Annotated in this window: 17 protein-coding genes; 13 read left to right on the top strand and 4 right to left on the bottom strand. The window is 68.0% G+C overall.

Annotated elements, in window-relative coordinates; translation table 11 throughout:
* Together hisG and hisD are read left to right on the top strand one after the other, a co-directional pair.
* A partial coding sequence (hisG, locus tag QBJ92_RS12890) for an ATP phosphoribosyltransferase (protein WP_277970107.1) occupies window positions 1–662 on the top strand: 662 nt, incomplete at its 5' end.
* A 130-nt stretch (window positions 663–792) separates the two neighbouring features.
* Window positions 793–2,079, top strand: coding sequence for a histidinol dehydrogenase (gene hisD, locus QBJ92_RS12885; protein WP_277970106.1), 1,287 nt, complete (start codon window positions 793–795; stop codon window positions 2,077–2,079).
* A 5-nt stretch (window positions 2,080–2,084) separates the two neighbouring features.
* Here hisD and QBJ92_RS12880 read toward each other — a convergent pair whose 3' ends face one another.
* From QBJ92_RS12880 to QBJ92_RS12870, 3 genes are read right to left on the bottom strand one after another with little or no spacing between them, the layout of a single operon-like run.
* On the bottom strand, window positions 2,085–2,477 hold the full coding sequence (locus QBJ92_RS12880; protein ID WP_277970105.1) for a response regulator: 393 nt from the start codon (window positions 2,475–2,477) through the stop codon (window positions 2,085–2,087).
* Window positions 2,474–4,969 carry a response regulator gene (locus QBJ92_RS12875; protein ID WP_277970104.1) on the bottom strand — a complete coding sequence of 832 codons (2,496 nt, stop codon included), beginning with the start codon at window positions 4,967–4,969 and terminating at the stop codon, window positions 2,474–2,476. The genes QBJ92_RS12880 and QBJ92_RS12875 overlap by 4 nt, the downstream gene beginning before the upstream one ends.
* On the bottom strand, window positions 4,966–5,631 hold the full coding sequence (locus QBJ92_RS12870) for a LuxR C-terminal-related transcriptional regulator (RefSeq protein WP_277970103.1): 666 nt from the start codon (window positions 5,629–5,631) through the stop codon (window positions 4,966–4,968). Before QBJ92_RS12870 ends, QBJ92_RS12875 begins: the two co-directional genes overlap by 4 nt.
* 95 nt (window positions 5,632–5,726) lie before the next feature.
* On the opposite strand from QBJ92_RS12870, the gene QBJ92_RS12865 reads away from it, so the two are divergent.
* The 9 genes from QBJ92_RS12865 to QBJ92_RS12825 all read left to right on the top strand — a co-directional run bounded on the left by QBJ92_RS12865 (window position 5,727) and on the right by QBJ92_RS12825 (window position 16,199).
* Entirely contained in the window at window positions 5,727–6,401 is a 675-nt protein-coding gene (locus QBJ92_RS12865; protein WP_277970102.1) for a response regulator, read from the top strand.
* A gap of 191 nt (window positions 6,402–6,592) precedes the next feature.
* Window positions 6,593–7,573, top strand: a complete 981-nt coding sequence (locus QBJ92_RS12860) for a hypothetical protein (protein ID WP_277970101.1) — start codon at window positions 6,593–6,595, stop codon at window positions 7,571–7,573.
* A gap of 11 nt (window positions 7,574–7,584) precedes the next feature.
* Window positions 7,585–8,073: a hypothetical protein gene (locus QBJ92_RS12855; protein ID WP_277970100.1), complete on the top strand. Its 489-nt coding sequence runs from the start codon at window positions 7,585–7,587 to the stop codon at window positions 8,071–8,073.
* A 51-nt stretch (window positions 8,074–8,124) separates the two neighbouring features.
* Window positions 8,125–9,240, top strand: a complete 1,116-nt coding sequence (locus tag QBJ92_RS12850) for a hypothetical protein (protein WP_277970099.1) — start codon at window positions 8,125–8,127, stop codon at window positions 9,238–9,240.
* Between the two features lie 75 nt (window positions 9,241–9,315).
* Window positions 9,316–14,340, top strand: coding sequence for a hypothetical protein (locus QBJ92_RS12845; protein WP_277970098.1), 5,025 nt, complete (start codon window positions 9,316–9,318; stop codon window positions 14,338–14,340).
* On the top strand, window positions 14,340–14,870 hold the full coding sequence (locus QBJ92_RS12840) for a hypothetical protein (protein WP_277970097.1): 531 nt from the start codon (window positions 14,340–14,342) through the stop codon (window positions 14,868–14,870). The genes QBJ92_RS12845 and QBJ92_RS12840 overlap by 1 nt, the downstream gene beginning before the upstream one ends.
* Entirely contained in the window at window positions 14,867–15,457 is a 591-nt protein-coding gene (locus QBJ92_RS12835; RefSeq protein WP_277970096.1) for a PilZ domain-containing protein, read from the top strand. Before QBJ92_RS12840 ends, QBJ92_RS12835 begins: the two co-directional genes overlap by 4 nt.
* A 92-nt stretch (window positions 15,458–15,549) precedes the next feature.
* Window positions 15,550–16,020 carry a transcription antitermination factor NusB gene (nusB, locus tag QBJ92_RS12830; RefSeq protein WP_277970095.1) on the top strand — a complete coding sequence of 157 codons (471 nt, stop codon included), beginning with the start codon at window positions 15,550–15,552 and terminating at the stop codon, window positions 16,018–16,020.
* Between the two features lie 2 nt (window positions 16,021–16,022).
* A complete protein-coding gene (locus QBJ92_RS12825) occupies window positions 16,023–16,199 on the top strand; it encodes a DUF4169 family protein (protein ID WP_277970094.1) in 177 nt (58 codons plus the stop codon).
* A 28-nt stretch (window positions 16,200–16,227) separates the two neighbouring features.
* On the opposite strand, the gene QBJ92_RS12820 is transcribed toward QBJ92_RS12825, so the two are convergent.
* The gene (locus tag QBJ92_RS12820; RefSeq protein ID WP_277970093.1) at window positions 16,228–17,007 is read right to left on the bottom strand and encodes a helix-turn-helix domain-containing protein; all 780 of its coding nucleotides are present in this window, start codon (window positions 17,005–17,007) and stop codon (window positions 16,228–16,230) included.
* Window positions 17,008–17,093: 86 nt separating this feature from the next.
* Here QBJ92_RS12820 and thiL point away from each other — a divergent pair, with 86 nt between their 5' ends.
* Window positions 17,094–18,017 carry a thiamine-phosphate kinase gene (gene thiL, locus QBJ92_RS12815; RefSeq protein WP_277970092.1) on the top strand — a complete coding sequence of 308 codons (924 nt, stop codon included), beginning with the start codon at window positions 17,094–17,096 and terminating at the stop codon, window positions 18,015–18,017.
* A 110-nt stretch (window positions 18,018–18,127) separates the two neighbouring features.
* Entirely contained in the window at window positions 18,128–20,278 is a 2,151-nt protein-coding gene (locus QBJ92_RS12810; protein WP_277970091.1) for a sodium-translocating pyrophosphatase, read from the top strand.
* Window positions 20,279–20,342: the final 64 nt, after the last annotated feature.

The raw sequence follows: 20,342 nt of genomic DNA, 5'->3' as shown, positions 1-20,342 counted from the left end.
TGGCCGATCCGATCATCATCGCCGTCCCCAAGGGGCGTATCCTGTCCGAAGCGGTTCCGTTGCTGGAACGTGCTGGAATCGTTCCCGAAGCCGCGTTCCGCGACCCGGAGTCGCGGGCCTTGCGCTTCACCACGAACAACCCGGGGATCGACCTGATCCGCGTGCGCGCGTTCGACGTCGCGACCTTCGTCGCGCATGGCGCGGCGCAATTGGGGATCGTCGGGTCGGACGTGCTGGCGGAGTTCGACTATTCCGAGCTGTACGCGCCGGTCGATCTCGGGATCGGGCATTGCCGTCTGTCGGTCGCCGAACCTGCCGATCTCGCGGCGCATGATGATCCGCGCGGGTGGAGCCATGTGCGGATCGCGACCAAATATCCGCATGTCACCGAAGCGCATTTCGCCGCGCGGGGCGTGTCGGCGGAGTGCGTCAAGCTGAACGGGGCGATGGAGCTGGCGCCGTTGCTGGGGCTGGCGCCGCGGATCGTCGATCTGGTGTCGTCGGGGCGGACGCTGAAAGAGAACGGGTTGGTCGAGGTGGAGGTGATCTGCGAGGTCACCAGCCGGCTGATCGTCAATCGCGCGGCGTTCAAGACGCGCGGGCAGATCGTGCCGCTGGTCGAGGCGTTTCGCCGGGCGGTTGCGGAGGAGATTGCGGCGTGAGTGTTCTTTCTTTGCTTAAGCCCCTCCCCTTCAGGGGAGGGGTTGGGGTGGGGCCGTGCTTTTTCCCGGCGGCATGCCTGCTGGACTGCCCCACCCCCAGCCCCTCCCCTGAAGGGGAGGGGAGCGTAGTATGATCCGTCTCTCCACTTCCGAGCCCGGCTTCGACCGGGCGTTCGAGACCCTCGTCAACGCGCGGCGTGAGGCGGACGCGGATGTCGCGCGCGATGTCCGGACGATCATCTCCAGCGTTCGCGACGAAGGCGATGCCGCGCTCCACGCCTTCACGCGCAAGTTCGACCAGCACGATCTCAACGAGACCGGCTGGCGGATCGAACGCGCCGAATGGCTCGCCGCCTATGAAGCGCTGACGCCAGAATTGCGCGACGCGCTCGATCTCGCGGCGGCGCGGATCCGGACGTATCACGAGAAGCAGAAGCCCGCCGACAGCGACACGACCGACGATGCGGGCGTGCGGCTCGGCGCGCGGTGGAATGCGGTCGCGGCGGCGGGACTGTATGTGCCCGGCGGGCGCGCGGCCTATCCGTCTTCGGTGCTGATGAATGCGATTCCGGCCAAGGTTGCGGGCGTCGAGCGGCTGGTGATGGTCACGCCGACGCCCAAGGGCGAGGTCAACCCGCTGGTGCTGGCTGCCGCGCATGTCGCCGGCGTCGACGAGATGTGGCGGATCGGGGGCGCGCAGGCGGTGGCGGCGCTCGCTTATGGCACCGGGCGGATCGGCGCGGTGGACGTCGTCACCGGGCCGGGCAACGCCTGGGTCGCCGAGGCCAAGCGGCAGTTGTACGGCGTGGTCGGGATCGACATGGTCGCGGGACCTTCCGAAATCGTGGTCGTGGCGGACGGCAAGAACCGCGCGGACTGGATCGCCGCCGACCTGCTGTCGCAAAGCGAGCATGACCCGACCAGCCAGTCGATCCTGTTCACCGACGATGCCGCCTTCGCGCGTGCGGTCGCGGAGGCGGTGGACCTGCAGATCGGTACGCTCTCGACCGCCAAGGTCGCGCGCGCGGCGTGGGATGCGAACGGCGCGATCATCGTGACCGCGACCCTCGAGGAAGCGCTCCCGCTGGTCGACCGGCTCGCGCCCGAGCATCTCGAACTCGCGTGCGACGATCCGCAGGCGTTGTTCGATCGCGTACGGCATGCGGGGTCGGTGTTCCTCGGGCGGCATACCCCGGAAGCGATCGGCGATTATGTCGCGGGGCCGAACCACGTGCTCCCGACCGGGCGGCGGGCGCGCTTCTCGAGCGGGCTTTCAGTGCTCGACTTCATGAAGCGGACGAGCTTTCTCGAGCTTGGCGCGGAGGGGCTGGCGGCGATCGGGCCGGCGGCGGTGGCGCTGGCCGAGGCCGAGGGGTTGCCCGCGCATGCGCGGTCGGTCGCGTTGCGGCTAGGGTAAGCGGGCTAGCGCGGCGCGGCTTCGATCAGGCGCCGCACGGTTCCGGCGAGTTCGATCGGGTCGAATGGCTTGAGGATAACCCCGATCGCGTCGTCCAGCTCTGGCCGGCTGGCATCGCTGTCGTGTCCGCGCGCGGTCATGAACAGCGTCGGCGTGCGGCCCAGCCCTGATCGCATCCGCAACGCGGCGAGCAGCGTGATCCCGTCCATGTCGGGCATCATCAGGTCCAGGATGATCGCGTCGGGCCGCCACGGATCCGCATCGATCGTCCGCAGCGCCTCGGTGCCCGAACCCGCGGCGCGGACTTCGATTGCGGGATCGAGCGAAAGCGCGAGGCCGACGATCGTGCGGATGTCGGCGTCGTCATCGACATACAGGATCCGCAGTGGCGTGGTCATGCCGCCATCCGCGATTCGAGAATCCGGCGGACCGTGGCCTTGAGATCGGGAAGCGTTTCGCGCGATTTGACCAGAACGGCATCCACTTTGCGCGCCGCTTCGGGCGCGATTTCATGCGCGGTGAAGATGATCGTCGGGATCGCCAGCCCCTCCGCATCGATGAGCATCGGGAGCAGGCACAGCCCGGAGCCGTCGGGCAGATGCAGGTCGAGGATGACGAGGTCGGGGCGCTCGGTTTCGATCAGCAGGCGGGCCGTCGCGAGGTCGGTGGCCTTGAGCACGCGCGCGTCGGGGTGCAGCGCGGTCTCGGCGACGGCGAGCACGTCCTCGTCGTCCTCCACGTGCAGGATCGTCGCGCGCGGACTGCCGGACCGACCGGTCGCGCGGTCGATCGCATCGCCGAGCCGTCGCGGATCGACCGGTTTTACCAGCCAGTCGACCAGATCCAGCGGAACGGAATCGTCGACGGCGCTACGGTCCGAGGCCGAGACGATGATGATCGGCAGGGTCGCCGTACCGTCGGCGGTACGCAACGACCGGGCGAGCGAGAGGCCGCTTTCGTCGGGAAGATGGAGATCGAGCAGCAGCGCCGCGAACCGGCGAGTCGCCACCGCATCGCACGCGGCGCGCGCGGTTTCGACGCGCTCTGCGGCATAACCGAACTCCGACACCATCGTCTCGAGCATACGCCCCACCGTGACATCATCCTCGCAGATCAGAACGCACGGTTTCGAAGACGGCTCCGCCGCTGTTTCGGTCGAAGGCTGCAGAGCGATCGCGAAGGCGAAGCGCGACCCGCCGGCGGGGCGATCCTCGAACCAGATGTGCCCGTCATGCCGCGCGACGATCTCGCGCGAGATCGCGAGCCCGAGTCCGGTGCCGACGCCCTGCTGGCCATCCGCACGCTCGAACCGACCGAAGATGCGGTCGCGGAAGGCGACGGGCACGCCGATGCCCTCGTCATCCACCGTGACGATCGCCTTGCCGGTCCCCGCGTCGATGCGCAGCCCGATCTGGACGATGCCGCCGGTCGGCGACGCGCGGACCGCGTTGGAGACGAGGTTGGTGATGACCTGCAGCAAACGGTCCGCATCGCCCAGCACGAGCGCTTGCGTCTCGGGCAGCGTGCACGCGATCTGCACCGATTCCGCCGCCGCGAGGCCCTGGCTGCCGAGCGCCGCCCGGTCGACCACCCCCGCCAGATCGATCACGCTGCGCGCGAGTTGCAGCGTGCCCGACTGGATCCGATCGATGTCGAGCATGTCGTTGATCAACCGGATCAGCCGCCGCGAATTGTTCTCGGCGATCTCGATCAGCCGCGCCGCGGGTTCGGGGATCGCCCCCGCCGAACCGGCGCGCAGCAGCCCCAGCGCGCCGACCACCGACGTCAGCGGCGTCCGCAGTTCGTGGCTGACGGTGCTCATCAGCGCATCCTTCATCCGCTCGATCCGCTTGCGTTCGGATACGTCGCGCGCGGACACCACGATGTGCGCGCCGTCGGGCAGATGGATCACGCCCAGCGTGACGTCGACCGTGATCGCGTGGCCGTCGCGGTGCACGACGGTACGGTCTGGACGATACGGCTGCGCGAGCGGATCGCCGGTCGAGCGCAGCCGTTCCAGGATCGTCCCGGACCCGCGGATGCCGCCGGTGACGGTCGTGACGTCGCGGCCGATCAGCTCCTCGGGCGCATAACCCAGCAGGGTCGACGCGGCACGATTGATCGTCTCGAACCGACCGGCAGGATCAACGATCGCGATCGCATCGATCGTGCTGTCCAGGATCGTGCGGTTGCGCCTGGCCGCGTCATACGCCTCGCGCCGTGCCGCATAGCGCGCGCCGCTCTGCCGCCAGAAGGCGATCGCCGTGACGAGCGCGATGAAGGCCAGGACGACGATGCCGGCCCAGATGGTCATCAGGCTCGCGTCGGTTCCGCGCTGGAACGCCGCGAGACTACGATCCCGCCTTTCCCCGGCAGAGGCGACGATAGCATCGGAGAGCACCCGCATCTGCCCCATCAGCGTCGCGCCGTCGCCGCGCGCCACCCGTTGCGCCGCCGCGTCTAGGCCCATGTCGCGACGGAGCGCGATGACGCCGTCCATTTCCGCGAACTTCGCCATGGCGAGCTTGTGCATGGCGTGGAGCCGGTCGTGCTGCGCGGGGTCGCTTCGCAGATCGTGATCGAGTTCTGCCAGGCTGGCGAACACCGATCCGCGCGCTGCCGTGTAATTGGCGAGGAACCGATCCTCGCCGGTGATGACGAACCCGCGTTGCCCGGATTCGGCGTCGGCGATCCGCGGGATCAACGTTGCGGCGATGGCACGCCGCTCATAGGCGGTCCGCGCGGCGTCGCGCAGCGTATCGCTGGTCGAATATTGATAGTGCAGCCCCGCCGCCATCAGCATCAGCAGCAGCGGGCCGGTCAGCGCGGCCAGGATGAAGCGCGTGGCATCGGGCGGTGCGGGGATCGTGGGGTCGCGCGGGGCGCTCATAGAGGCTCGGCCGCGGCGGCGGCCCCCAGCAACGGCTGCATCGCGAGCAATGCCTGCGCGCGGTTGGTGACGCCGAGCTTGCGAAAGATCGCCGACATGTGCGCTTTCACGGTCGCTTCGGTGATGCCGAGGTCCCCCGCGATCTGTTTGTTGAGCCGCCCGTCCGCCAGCGCGAGCATCACCTTCAATTGCGCGCCCGACAGCGTCGATATCAGATCGCGCGCGGGTCGGGCGGGGCTGGCATCATGATCGCCGGTGGCGTGGTCTTTTTCCGGAAAGACCGGCTTCCCCGCGACGACCTCGCGCAGGGCGGCGGTCAGCCGGTCGAGCGGCCAGCTCTTCGACAGGAACCCGATCGCGCCGAGCGCCCGTGCCGCTTCGATGACCGAAGACTCGCGGTTCGACGAAACGAACGCGATCGGCGTCGCGCCCAGCAAATGCTGCAACTGCAGCATTCCCGAGAAGCCGCGCGAGTCGGGAAGCATGAAGTCAAGTAAAACGAGCCGGTATCCCTTGCGGCGCTGCGCAATCACGCGGCCAGCTTCTGCGATGGATCCGGCCGTATCAATCATGACACCGGGAACCGCGAGCTTGACCGCGAGCATCAAGCCTTCGCGTGTCAACGGATGATCGTCCGCGATCAGTACATGCCCCGCCACCATTGCGCGTAAGATCTCCCGGGATAGTCCTCGTATGAGGGTGAACTTTTCGGTACGGGTAAATGATGGTACGCACTTCGTAAACCGAGATCAATGTCTTGAAGCAAGAAGTTGATAAAGCTGAGTGGCCGGTCTGCACTATTGTTCCCGGCGTCGGTAAAAGGGTCCGGTCCACGGATTTCCTGCAAGAAGTGGTAGCAGATTGGTTTGCGACCGACTGCTCGACCATTGCCTCGGCGATCGCGGATCTGGCTGTGCGGCCGGTGCCAGACCTCGTCATCGTCATGCTGGACGAGCGTCCCCGCGACCATCTGCTGCTGGCGCGACAGATCCGCGCGCTGCCGGGCCCGATCGGCACGGTTCCTGTTCTGGCGTACGCTGCTGCCGACCTCGACGACACGGTGCTGCGGGACAATGGGATCGATGCCGTGTTGCCGGCCCGGTGCAGCGCCGCGGAAATCGCCGATAGGGTTGCCGGTTGGAGCCCGGCCGGATGGCTCGATGGGATCACGCGGCTTGCTGCTGCCTTTGGTGCTGCCGAAATCGCCCCGATCGTCGCGGCCTTCCATACCCAGATCGGTGAGGCGGTTGCCGAGCTCGACCATCGCACCAACCGCACCACCGCGCATCAGATCGCCGGGATTGCCGGAACGCTGGGGTTTCACCGACTCGGGCAAAGCTGGCTTGCCGTCTCCGAAGGCGACGAAACGATGCGCGATTCCGCTAGGCGCGACGCGCGTGTCGCGCTGCACGCGCTTAACCGCCCCCGTTAAGCACGACGCCTTACCAACACCGCGCATCCGCACGAAAGCTTCGTCCCGTTTCGACCGGGCGCCGGGATCGAAAAGAATAGCAAACCTTCTCCAGGCGTTAGACTTTGGTCGCAGATCATCGGCCGCATCATCCGCAAGTAGGATCGCATTAACCTCGCCCAGCTTGAGTGCCGTTAGCGCAACGGTGGGCGATGAACGTGCAACTCGGGAAGGGCAGCGACAGGAATAACAGGCGGTACGCGCCGGGTTGCTTTGTCGCGTCTGCCGCCGCCGCCGCCGTCCTGGCTGCAACGCCCGCGCTGGCCGCGACGCAGGCCGGCAGTGCGATTGCCAATACCGCGACGCTGACCGCGACGACCGACGGCGGCGCGCCGCAATCGCTGCGTTCCAATACCGTTACCCTCACGACCGCAGAGATCCTGGACGTCGCGATCGCCGCCGACCGCGCGACGGCGGAAACGCGCGGCGGCGAGACGGCTGCGGTCGGCTTCGTCGTCACCAACACGGGTAACGGGCAGGAAGACTATACCGTCGTTTTCGGCAGCGGATCTTCGGGCGTGGCGGTCGACCGGCTCGTCATCGATAGCGATGGGGACGGGGTCTATACCGCAGCGACGGATCGGCCGCTCGCGCCGGGCACTGCGGTATCGCTCGCGCCGGGGCAGAAGACGCGGATCTTCGTCCTGCTCGATGGCGCGCAGGTCGGCGCCGCCGCCACGATCACCGCGACCGCCACTGCGCGGACCGGAAGCGGTGCTCCGGGGACGGTCTATCCCGCCGCGGGCGACGCGGGCGGTGACGCGGTCGTCGGCGCGACCAGCGCGACCGCCAGCGCGACGACGCAGCTCGGCCCGACGGCGGGCGTGCCGATGCTCGCCAAGTCGCAGAGCGTGCTGTCCCCCGACGGCGGTGCACGCGCGGTGCCGGGCGCGATCGTGACCTATCGGTTGCTCGCGAGCTTCCCGACCGCGACCCGCGGCGTGGTGATCGACGACGCGATCCCGGCGGGCACGACGTACGTCGCGGGCAGCCTCAAGCTCGACACCGTCAGCCTGTCCGACGCGAGCGACGGCGACGCGGGGAGTGCAAGCGCCAGCGCGATCCGCGTCGCGCTCGGCGACGTGCCCGCGGCGGCGAGCCGCGACATCCAGTTCAGTGTGAAAATCCAGTGAGGAGCAAGTCGATGCCCAACCCAATCCGTACGATCGCGCCGATCGCGATACCGCTCGCGGCGATGCTGTGCGCTGCCCCCGCGTTCGCGGCAGGCCCGTTGCAGGTCGAAGCCAAGGTGCTGACCGAACAGAAGACTCGCGCGGCGGACGGCACGGTGCGGGTCGCGCTGGTGCCGGCGCGTCGGATCGTTCCGGGCGACCGCGTCACCTTCGTGCTCGCGTACCGCAACACCGGCGCGCAGCCGATCGGGAATGTCGTGCTCGACAACCCGGTCCCCAAGGGCATCGCCTATCGCGCGCCCGCCGCCACTTCCGCCGCGCCCGATCTTTCGGTCGACGGCAAGACCTTTGGGCCGCTCGCGAGCCTACGCGTCGCCGCCGCCAACGGCACGACGCGCGCCGCGACCCCCGACGATGTCACCCACGTCCGGTGGCGGCTCGAGCGTCCGATCACGGCCGGCGCGCAGGGCCAACTCGCCTTCGACGCCGTCCTGCGATGATCCACCACACTACCGTCCAATAAAAACACCGTGTAACAGGGAGTATACAACATGTTTCGAAACAGGGTTCGAACCTTGCTGCTGACGGGGTCGGCCGCGGTCGCCACCGTCGGGACCGCGCACGCGCAGACTGCGGCGCAGAATACGACGGCCGGCACGAGCATCAGCAATACCGCGTCGGTGACCTACACCGTCAACGGCACCGCGCAGACGACCAACTCGACCACCGCCACCTTCGTGGTCGATCGCAAGGTCAACTTCACCGTCATCGCGGACCAGGGCGGGACGAAGACGCAGGTGAACCTGGGGCAGGTGGATGCGGTCACCAAGTTCAAGGTGACCAACACGACCAACGGCATCCAGGATTTCTACCTCGATCCGGGTCAGTCGTTGATCGCCGACGGGCTGGTCACCGGGATCGACGATTTCGACATGAGCAGCCTGCGGGTGTTCGTCGATTCGAACAACAACGGCGTGTATGATGCCGGGGTCGATACCAAGACCTATGTCGACGAGCTCGCGCCGGATGCGTCGGTCGCGGTGTTCATCGTCGGCAACGTGCCTGCGTCCGGAACGCTCAGCCAGGCCAACGTCAACCTGCAGGTGATCGCGGCGGCCGGTGGCCTGGCGAATACCCGCGGCGATCTGCTGGTGCCGACCGTGCTCAACAGCGACGCCACCGTCGACATCGTCTTCGCCGACGACGACAATGACGGGATCGGCGTCGATCTTCCGCGCAACGGCGAGGGACGCGCCTATGCCTCGTATGAAATCGGGACGCGCAACGTCGCGCTGACGGTGACCAAGTCCGCGCTGGTCCTGTCGGACGGGGTCAGTACGCTCAACCCCAAGGCGCTGCCGGGGGCGCTGGTGCAATATTGCCTGTTCGTCCGCAACGCCACGCTGACGGCGTCGGCCAACGGCGTCCAGCTCAACGACATCGTCCCCGCCAATACCACTTATGTTCCGGGATCGATCACGATCGGTACGCCAGGCGGCACCTGCGTGTCGCTCGGGTCGACCGAGGATGACGATGCGGACGATGCGGCCGAGACCGACGGCGTCACCGCCTCGTTCAACAGCACCAACCGCAACGTCAACGCGATCGTCGGGAACGTCGGCGGAGGCGGTACCGTCGCGGTCGCGTTCAAGGTGACGATCAACTAGCCGCCCTCGCGCTCAATACTACAGGAGAAACGTCCCTCCGGCGCGCGAAACCCGCGCGCCGGGGAACGCCCCGCCATGTCCAGATTCAGGCATATCGCGCACCTTGGCGCCCTTGCAGGGCTTGCCGCCGCCGTCCCCGGGACAGCGGCCGATGTGACGCGCATTGCCAATACGGCGACGCTCGGCTTCGATGCCTCGAGCGGCCGACAAACGATTTCCTCGAATACGGTCGCGCTCGACGTGACGCGCATCAAGCGTCCGACGACGCTCAGTTTCCGCCTGTTGCCCATCGGGTATCAGTTGACCGGGCTGAAGTGCGAAACGTCACCGCGAAAATTCACGCCCGCGCCGATCGACGTTGCGACGCTGGCCGCGGCGCCGAAGGTGGCCGCGATCGACATCACGTCACCGCTCATCCTGGTGCTCGACAACGTCGGCGGCAATCGCGACCCCAAGGTGCGCGAAACCTCGCACATCACCGTGACCACGTCGACCACGACGGGCGAAATCGACCTGCTCGAAACGGACGTCGACACCGGTGTGTTCGCGGGTGGTGTTCCCGAAAGCGGCGGCGGCTCGCCCGAACTCGCGCCATGCGACGTGACCCGCGGGCGCGGTGTCAATTTCACGCTGTCGTTCACCGAAGACGACTTCAGCCTCGCGTCGAGCGCGTCGGTCCTGGTCGATCCGGCGGGCTATGTGTTCGATTCGGCCACCGGCGCGCTGATCGACGGCGCGACGGTGTCGCTGCTCGACGACAACGACCAGCTCGCGATGGTGTTCGGCGACGATGGCGTCAGCCGCTACCCGGCGACCGTCATCAGCGGTGCGCAGGCGACCGATGCGAGCGGTCGTCTCTACGATTTCCCGCAGGGGAATTACCGTTTCCCGCTTGTCGCGCCCGGCGTCTATCACCTGCGGATCGTCCCGCCCGGGGTCTATACGGCGCCGACCACGCGGTCGCTGACCGACCTCACCGCCTTGCGCGACCCCAAGGGGCTGCCGTTCATCCTGAACGACGCGTCCTTCGGCAAACGCTTCAAGATCGACACCCCCAACCCCTTCTATTCGGACATTCCGCTCGATCGCGCCGGGCCGAGCGCGCTGTTGCTCGCCAAGACCGCATCGGTGCGCGAGGCGTCGCCGGGGGATTTCGTGCAATATCTGGTGAGCGTGACCAACCGCGGCACCGACACCGCGCGCAACGTTCATCTGACCGACATCCTGCCCGCCGGCCTGCGCTATGAGCGCGGATCGACGCGTGGCGCGAGCGAGGCCGTGCCCGGTGCGGACGGGCGCACGCTCGATTTCGCGATCCCGCCGATCCCGGTCGGGCAGCGCGTCGACATTCGTTACGTCGTGTCGATCGCGCCGGGCGCGCCGACCGGCGAGGCGCTCAACCGCGTCCTTGCGGCGGGCAGCGCGGGCGCGACCAGCAACGAGGCGGCGGCATCGGTGCGGATCACGCCGTTGCTGTTCACCAGCGGCTTCACGCTGATCGGCCGCGTGACCGAAGGCGGCTGCGGCGATCCCGACAGCGGGCGCGTCGGTATTCGGGGAATCCGGCTGGTGCTCGAGGACGGGACCTTCGTCGTCACCGACAAGGACGGCTATTATCACGTCGAGGGCATCCGCCCGGGCCGGCATGTCGTCCAGCTCGACACCAACAGCCTCCCCGCCTCGCACGAGCCGGTCGCCTGCGACAGCGACACGCGCACCGCCGGCAGCGCGATCTCGCGCTTCGTCGAGGCCGAAGGTGGGCTGCTCAAGCGCGTCGATTTCCAGCTCCGCCTGACCGGCGTGAAGGCCGCCGCCGCCAATGCCCTGCCGATCACGGTGGCGAGCGACAGCGTGGCGGCGGGTGACCGCGACTGGCTGACCGGGCAAGCGGCGGGGACCGAGATCCTGTTCCCGACCGCCGACACCAACCCGCGCGCACCGGTGACGCGGGTCGCGATCAAGCATCTTCCCGGCCAGCGGGTGGCGCTGAGCGTCAACGGGACGCTGGCCGACGTGCTCAATTTCGACACCACCGACACCAGCCCGGACAAGACCTTCGCGGTGTCGCGCTGGTCGGGGCTCGGGCTCAAGGACGGCGACAACCGGATCGTCGCGCGCGTGCTCGACGACTCGGGGCGGCTCGTCACCACGCTGGAACGCACGGTCCATTCGTCGACCGCCGCCGTCCGCGCGACCTATGCCGCCGCGCAGAGCCGGCTCGTCGCGGACGGGCTGACGCGGCCGCTGATCGCGGTGCGGGTGACCGATCGCGACGGCCGCCCGGTCCGCGACGGGACCGTCGTCCCCTTCACCGTCGACCAGCCCTACATCGCCGCGCTCGACGCCGACCTGGCGCAGCAGCGCCCGCTCGAAAGCCGTGGCCGCGCCGCCGCGACCGCGCGCGTCACCGGCGACGACGGCCTCGCGTTCATCGCGCTCGAACCGACGACGCAGGCTGGCGCGGTGCATGTGTCGGTCGCGCTGGCGGAGAAGGAGCAGGTCCACACCAGCGACATCCGCGCCTGGCTGTCGGGCGTGGCACGCGACTGGATGGTGGTCGGCTTCGGCGCGGGGACGCTCGGCTACGATACGCTCAAGGCGCACAGCCGCATGCTCCCACGCGGGATGCGCGGCGGGGTCGTCACCGACGGGCAGCTCGCCTTCTACGCCAAGGGCCGGATCAAAGGCTCGTGGCTCGCGACGATCGCTTATGACAGCGACCGCAAGATCGACCGGAGCCGTGGGCTGCTCGGCACGATCGACCCGGATCGCTATTACACCGTCTATGGCGACGGCTCGCAGCAGGGCTATGACGCCGCGACCCAGCGCAAGCTGTACCTGCGGCTCGAACGCCGCAACCTGTACGCCATGCTCGGCGATTTCGAGACCGGGCTGACCGACACGCAGCTCACCCGCTACAGCCGCACGCTCAACGGCGTGAAGGCCGAATATCAGGGCAATCGCATCCTGTTCAGCGCGTTCGCGGCGAACACCGACCAGCTGTATGCGCGCGACGAGATCCAGGGCAACGGCCTCTCCGGCCCGTATCGCCTGTCGGGCCGCGACATCGTCCCCAACAGCGACAAGCTGCGGATCGAGACGCGCGACCGGATCCGGCCCGAGCTGATCCTGTCGGCCAAGACGCTGACTCGCCACATCGATTACGACATCGACGCGAGCGCAGGCACGATCCGCTTCCGCGAGCCCGTGCTGGGCCGCGACGGCGCGAACAACCCGGTGTTCATCGTCGTGGATTACGAAACCGAAGGCCGCACGCGCCAGCTTGCGGCGGGCGGGCGCGCCGCGATCCGGCTGGCGAAGGGGCGCGCGCAGATCGGCGCGAGCCTGCTGCGCGACGAGAGTGCGGGCAACGCGACCGTCGCCGGGATCGACCTCAAGGCCAAGCCGACCGCCAACACCGAGATCCGCGGCGAAATCGCGACCGGCGGGCGGCTGGGCATCGGATCCGGGCGTGCGTGGCTGGCCGAGGGCGAAGTTCACGTCCGGCGCGCCGACGTGCTCGTCTATGGCCGCAGCCAGGACCGGAGCTTCGGGCTCGGCCAGCAGAACGTGGTCGAGGCGGGGACGCGCAAGTTCGGGATCGACGGGCGCGTCGCGCTTGCCGACAAGCTCGCGCTGACGCTGACGGCGTGGAACGCGACGCAGCTCGACACCCCCGGCGCGCGCACCGCCGCCGAGACCCGGCTCGAATATCGCCGGACGCACGGGACGCTGTTCATCGGCGGGACCTATGCCGACGATCGCGGGATCGACGGGCAAGCGCGGCATTCGCGGCTGCTGACGCTCGGCGGGACGCAGGACCTGTTCGGCGGCAAGCTGGTGATCGGCGCGCAGGCGCAGATCGCGCCGGGTGGCGACAAGGAGAGCGTCGACTTCCCGCTCCGCCAGCAACTCACCGCCGCGTTGCGGGTGCGCGAGGGCATCCGCCTGCTCGCCGGCTACGAGATTTCGCAGGGGCGTGATTTCACCGCCAACACCGCACGCGTCGGGTTCGACGTCGCCCCCTGGTCGGGCGCCAAGCTGATGAGCACGCTCAACCAGCAGGCCGCAAGCCAGGCGGAGCTGCCGGTCGGCAACACCGCGTCGACCGGCGGCGAGAACGGCCAGCGGACCTATGCGCAATATGGCCTCAACCAATCGATCAAGCTCGGCAAGCGCTGGACCATGGACCTGACGCTCGACGCCAACAGCACGCTGCGCGGGCGGGTGCCGACCGGCGCGCTGGTCAACGCCTTCGCGAGCACCGCCAACACGCCGATCGCGGGGCAGTACGGCAATGACGGCGACTATGTCGCGGCGACGCTCGGGGCGGGCTATCGTGCCGAACGCTGGTCGTGGAACGGCCGTGTCGAATATCGCCGGTCTGACCAGAGCAACCGCTGGACGATCAACACCGACGCGCTGCGCTCGCTCGGCCAGGGCCGGACGCTGGCGGCGAGCGTGCGCTATTCGGACCTGACCGACACGCGCGGCGCGCGCGCCGCCTTCGGCACCGCCGACCTTGCGCTCGCGCTGCGCCCGCAGGACAGCCGCTGGTCGCTGCTCGAGCGGCTGCAGGTCCGCAACGAACATGCCGATGCCGGGATCACCGGCACCAACGTGATCGGCGTGCCCGCCTTCGGCGGCGGCTTCCAGTCGACGCTGCGGCTGATCAACAACGTCGCGGTCAACTATCGCACCGGGCCGGAAGGCGCGGGCCATGGGTTCGAGGCAACGGTCTATTATGGCGCGAAATGGGTGCGGGGCGCGTTCGGCGAGGACGATTACACCGGCTATATCGACGTGATCGGGTTCGATCTGCGCCGCGACCTGGGCCGCCGCTTCGACATCGGGGTGCAGGGTTCGGTCCAGCACGCCTGGGATCGCGGTAGCATCGCGTTCAGCGGCGGGCCGTCCGCGGGCGTATCCCCTGCCAAGAACGTGTGGGTTTCGGTCGGCTACAACATCACCGGCTATCGCGACCGCGATTTCGAGGCGGATCGCTACACCCGCTCGGGTGCCTATGTCACCGCGCGGCTCAAGTTCGACCAATGGTCGCTCGGGCGCGCGGGTCGCACGATCTTCGGGGGGGCGAAGTGATGCGGCGGATGATGGCCGGTCTCGCGGCGCTGGGTGTTGCCATCTTGCCCGCTGCGGCACGCGCGGATCCGCTGACCGTGACCAAGACCGCGGCGGTCGTCTCGGACCAGATCAGCACCGTCGCGCCCAAGGCGCTTCCCGGCGCGACGGTCGATTATCGCGTATTGTTCAGCAACCCGTCGGGCAACCTGCTGACCCCGGTGCGCAACATCACCATCGACGACGTCTTGCCGACGCGCGTGGTGCTGCGCGTCGCGGATATTGCCGCTGCGGGGAAGGGGCCGGTCGAGTTTCTCGACGGCAGTCTGCTGGGGCTCGGGCTGGGGGGCAGCGGGCTGAGCTGCGGCTTCACCTCCTATGCCAGCACGACCGACTGCATCGACTTCTTCGACGGGACGAGTTGGAGCTACGTCCCGAGCCCCGACGCCGACGGCTATGACGCGCGGGTCCGCGCGATCCGGGTCAAGCCGGTCACCACTTTCGCAACCAACGGTTCCTTCCAGATCCGATACAGGGTGAAAATCCAATGACCTACATGCCACCGATCGCGAAAATGGGCATTGTCGCCGAACGCCGCGAGGACCAGCGCTACCGGCGTGTCCTTGCGACCGGCAAGCTGATCCTCAACGATTGCGAGATGTTCTGCTTCGTCCGCGACTTGTCGGTCGGCGGCGCCAAGATCGAGACGCTGACGGTGCCGCCGATCGGGCAACGGCTCGTCTTCGAGATGCGTGGGCTCGGCCCGTGTAGCGCGCGCGTCGTGTGGAACCGGGAGCATCTGGTCGGGCTGGCGTTCGATACGCCGCAGGATCTCGCCACGGTGTCGGATCGCGGAACGCGGCAGGGCTATTGCGCGCGTGCGCCGCGCTTCGCGACCGATCGGCTCGCGCACCTGCGCGTCGCGGGGGCGACGGTCGCGGTCGAGCTGGTCGATCTGAGCGCGGGTGGCGCGCGGCTCCGCGGGGTCGAGGGGCTTCGCTGCGATACGCCCGCCAGCCTGATCTTCGATCACATCGCGCCGCGCCCGGGTTTCATCCGCTGGGCGCGCGACGGCGACGTCGGGTTGCAATTCACGCCCATCCTGGACTTGCCGACGCTGATGCAGATCCTGCGCTGACGACGCCGCCGATGCGGGGGGCTTTGGGCGCTTGGCCCCCCGCGTAAAACCCACGGTTCCCGTCCGCGGCTTTTTCGCTTAAGGGCCGCGCAATGTCTTCCCATTCCACTCCCCGCACCGCCCCGCGCTCGAAGGCGCGTGCCGCCGCTCGCCTTGCCGCCGTCCAGGCGCTGTACCAGCACGACATGGAAGCCACCGCGATCCCGGTGCTGCTCCACGAATTCCACAATCACCGCCTCGGCGCGACGATCGAGGATGCCGAATATGCCGAGCCCGAGGTCGATTTCTTCGACGACGTGGTGAAGGGCACGACCGCGCGCCTGTCCGAGATCGACACCGCGATCGCGGGCAAGCTGGCGGCGGGGTGGAACCTCGCGCGGCTCGACAAGGCGATGCGCGCGATCCTGCGCGCGGGGACGTATGAATTGCTGGCGCGTGCGGACGTGCCGACCGGCGCGGTCATCACCGAATATGTCGACGTCGCGCACGCGTTCTTCGACAAGCGCGAGTCGGGGTTCGTCAACGGCCTGCTCGACGCGATCGCCAAGGACGTGCGCGGCTGAGCATGGCGGAGGTGATCAACCTCCGCCGCGCGCGCAAGGCCCGCGCGCGCGATGCGGCGGCGGAAGGGGCCGCCGTCAACCGCGCCGCGTTCGGGCGGACCAAGGCGGAGCGCGATGCCGCGGCGGTCGAGGCCGAGCGGCAGGCGCGGCTGCTCGACGGAGCGAAGCGCGAGGAGTGAGCCCTCGCGCCCGATCTGCCAGCGATCGCTAGTCGATGGTCACTGCGACGATGCGCCAGCCGCCGTCTTCCTGTTCGAGCGTGACCGTCTCGATCGCCTCCGCCTTGTTCGCGAAGGCGGTGCGGAACTTGACCACCTGATAGCCTTCCGGCGGCGCCGGGAAATATTGCTGGCTCTCCAGCACACGCGAAACCATTCCGCCGAGCGGGACCCGCGCCGTGTTCGACGCCGCCGTCCACATCTGGACCGAGTTGACCTTGCGGAAGGCCTTGCCGGTCAGGCGATAGCTGTCGTCCCAGCGGGACTGGTCGAGCAGCGCCAGCCAGTTGCGCGCGGTGTCGACCACCGCTGCATTGGGTGCCTTGGCGCTATCTGCTGGGGGCGGCACGGGGGGCGCACTGTGCGGCATTGCGAGAAGCGCAAGGAGCGCGAGGGCAAGCGTCATGACGAGGACTCCGATCAGCATTGCGGGGCGGCGCACGGCCGGCCCGACGCCCTTGCCGGGCGCCTCGTCCTGATCCGGCGCGGAGGAGGGCGCGTCTTCCCCGATTTGCGTGTCCCCGGACAATTCGGGGGTGGGCGGCGCGCTTCGCTCGCCCTCGGCTTCGAACAGGATTCGCGCGGCCTCGCGGCTGCTCGACACCGCCATCTTGCGGCGCGCATCGCGCAGGCGTTCGTTGATCGTGTGGACCGAGAGGTTGAGGCTCCGCGCGGTGGACTTGGCGTCATGACCGCGCACGATCAGCCGAAGGGTTTGCTTCTCCTTCTCGGTAAGCGTGCCAATTCCGTCTCTTGCCGTCATGGTCATGGCGAAGACCCTAGTTGCGGGGCGTGGCGCGGCTACCCCGAAAAATTCGTACCTGCAGGGCTGGCACTCCCGCTAGACCCCATTGCATGACCGAAGCCGAATTCCTCGTGGCGCTGCGCCGCCTCCCGCTCCATCCGGGCGCGCTCGACCTGCGCGACGATGCGGCGCGGCTGGGGGATCTGGTGCTCACCACCGATACGCTGGTGGAGGGAGTGCATTATCTTCCCGACGATCCGGCGGGGGACGTGGCGTGGAAGCTGGTCGCGACCAACTTGTCCGATCTCGCCGCCAAGGGGGCGGTGCCGCTGGGGGTAATGCTCAACTATCCGCTGCGGGCGGTACCGTCTTCGCCGGAGGGGGCGGGACACTGGGACGCCGCTTTCCTCGAAGGCTTCGCGCACGCCCTGACGATGCTCGCCGCGCCGCTCCTTGGTGGCGATACCGTATCGCTGCCGGCGCATGCCCCCCGAGTCATCACGCTGACCGCGATTGGCCAGGCCAGCGCCGCACCGATCCGGACCGGCGCGCGCGCCGGGGACATGCTGTACGTGACCGGTACGATCGGGGACGCCGGGGCCGGACTCAGCGTGGCGCAAGGGACGGTCGGTCCCGCCGCGCTGCTCGCCGCTTATCGCCGCCCGGAGCCACGTCTCGTCGAAGGTCGTGCTCTGGCCGGCGTCGTCACCGCGATGATGGACGTTTCCGACGGTTTGCTGATCGACGCGCAAAGGATGGGCGCGGCAAGTGGCCTTGCCGTCACGGTCGATCTTGCCAAAGTCCCGCTCTCCGACGCCTATCGCACCTTTGCCGGGGATGACCGCGCCGCCAGGCTCGCAGCAGCGACGGCGGGGGACGATTACCAGCTGTTGTTCGCAGCCCCCCCCGGCGTCGCTGTCCCTTGTGCGGCGACATGCGTAGGCCTGTTCGCCGCCGGCAATGGCCTGATGCTCGTCGATGAAACCGAAGCCGTTCCGATCCCCGGCAATCTTGGGTTTCAGCACAACCGGTAAGCCCAAGCCGCGCGCGCTTGCCAACCCGTCCTCCACCTGTAGGATGACCCCCAAGAGCGGGGACGAGACCGCAGTCACGATCCTTGCCAACCCTCAGGGAAAGGAAACGCATGACGATCGTCTATGCCGCCATCATCTGTGGCCTGATCGCCGTCGCTTACGGCGCGATCACCAGCCAGCAGGTCCTCCGAGCGCCCGCGGGCAACGAAAAGATGCAGGATATCGCCGCCGCGATCCAGGAGGGGGCGAAGGCCTATCTCGGGCGGCAATATCGCACGATCGCGGTGGTCGGTGTCATCGTCCTGCTGCTGGTGTGGGTGTTCCTCGACGGGATGCGGACGCCCGTCTCCGCGCTGAGCTTTGCATTGGGCGCGGTGCTGTCGGGCGTGGCGGGGTATGTCGGGATGAACATCTCAGTCCGCGCGAACGTGCGGACCGCCGAGGCGGCGCGGACCTCGCTCCAGGGCGGGCTGACGATGGCGTTCCGCTCGGGCGCGGTGACGGGGTTGCTCGTTGCGGGGCTCGGGTTGCTGTCGATCTCGGGGACGTTCCTGTATCTCGCGGGGCCGAACGGTGCCGACGCGGGCGCGCCGGTGGTGGTCAAGGCGCTGACCGCGCTGGCGTTCGGCGCATCGCTCATCTCGATCTTCGCGCGGCTGGGCGGCGGCATCTTCACCAAGGCGGCGGACGTCGGCGCGGATCTGGTCGGCAAGGTCGAGGCGGGAATTCCCGAGGACGACCCGCGCAATCCCGCGACGATCGCGGACAATGTCGGCGATAACGTCGGCGATTGTGCGGGGATGGCGGCGGATCTGTTCGAGACCTATGTCGTCACGATCGGCGTGACGATGATCTCGGTCGCGCTCGCGCTCAAGAATGCGGATCATTTGCTGAGTGTGATGACGCTGCCGCTGATCGTCGGTGGGGTGTGCATTTTGACCTCGATCCTTGGCACCTATGCGGTGCGGCTTGGGTCGGGCACGATCATGGGGGCGCTCTACAAGGGGTTCTGGCTGAGCGTGGGCCTGTCGATCCCGGCGATTTATATCGTCACGCGCTACACACTTGGGGACATGGATGCGCGGATCGGCGGCAACGCCTTCCTTGACGCCGCCACCCCCGAAGCGATCGCGGGGATGGCGGCGACGAGCTTTACCGGCATGCAATTGTTCTGGTGCATGATGATCGGGCTGGCGGTGACTGGCTTGCTGGTGTGGATCACCGAATATTATACCGGCACCAACTTCCGCCCGGTCCGCTCGATCGCCAAGGCGTCCGAGACGGGGCACGGCACCAACGTGATCCAGGGGCTCGCGATCAGCCTCGAATCGACCGCGCTGCCGACGCTGGTGATCGTCGTCGCGGTGATCGCGGCGTATCAACTGGCGGGGGTGATCGGGATCGCCTTCGCCGCGACCGCGATGCTCGCGCAGGCGGGGATGGTGGTTGCGCTCGATGCGTATGGACCGGTGACCGACAATGCGGGCGGGATCGCCGAGATGGCGGGGCTGCCCGATGACGTGCGGCATCGCACCGATGCATTGGACGCGGTCGGCAACACCACCAAGGCGGTGACCAAGGGGTATGCGATCGGGTCGGCGGCGCTAGCAGCGCTGGTGCTGTTCAATGCCTATACGTCGGATCTGGCGCGTGATTTCCCGACGCTTACGGTCAATTTTGCTTTGTCCAACCCTTACGTCATCGTCGGGCTGCTGCTCGGCGCGTTGCTGCCCTATCTGTTCGGCGCGATGGGGATGACCGCGGTCGGGCGCGCGGCGGGCGCTGTCGTCGAGGAGGTCCGCGCGCAGTTCCGCGACAATCCGGGGATCATGCTCGGCACCAGCCGCCCGAATTATGCGCGGACGGTCGATCTCGTGACGCGCGCGGCGATCCGCGAGATGATCGTGCCGTCGTTGCTCCCGGTGCTGTCGCCGATCCTGGTGTATTTCGTGATTACTTTCGTCGCTGGGCAGGCCGAGGGGTTTGCTGCCTTGGGCGCGATGTTGCTGGGCGTGATCGTTTCCGGGCTGTTCGTTGCGATCTCGATGACGTCGGGGGGCGGCGCGTGGGACAATGCCAAGAAGTTCATCGAGGATGGCAATTACGGCGGCAAGGGGTCCGAGGCGCACAAGGCGGCGGTGACGGGGGATACGGTGGGGGATCCGTATAAGGATACCGCGGGGCCGGCGGTGAATCCGATGATCAAGATTACGAATATCGTGGCGTTGCTGTTGCTCGCGGCGCTGGCGGCGGCGGGGTGAGGGGTGCGTGTCGTCCGCCCTGCCCCCCGGCGAAGGCGAGACCTTTGCAAGGCAATCGAAGGTT

Source organism: Sphingomonas echinoides (assembly GCF_029623395.1).
GTDB classification, from domain to species: Bacteria; Pseudomonadota; Alphaproteobacteria; order Sphingomonadales; family Sphingomonadaceae; genus Sphingomonas; species Sphingomonas echinoides_A.
This window is presented reverse-complemented; position numbering and strand designations above follow the sequence as displayed.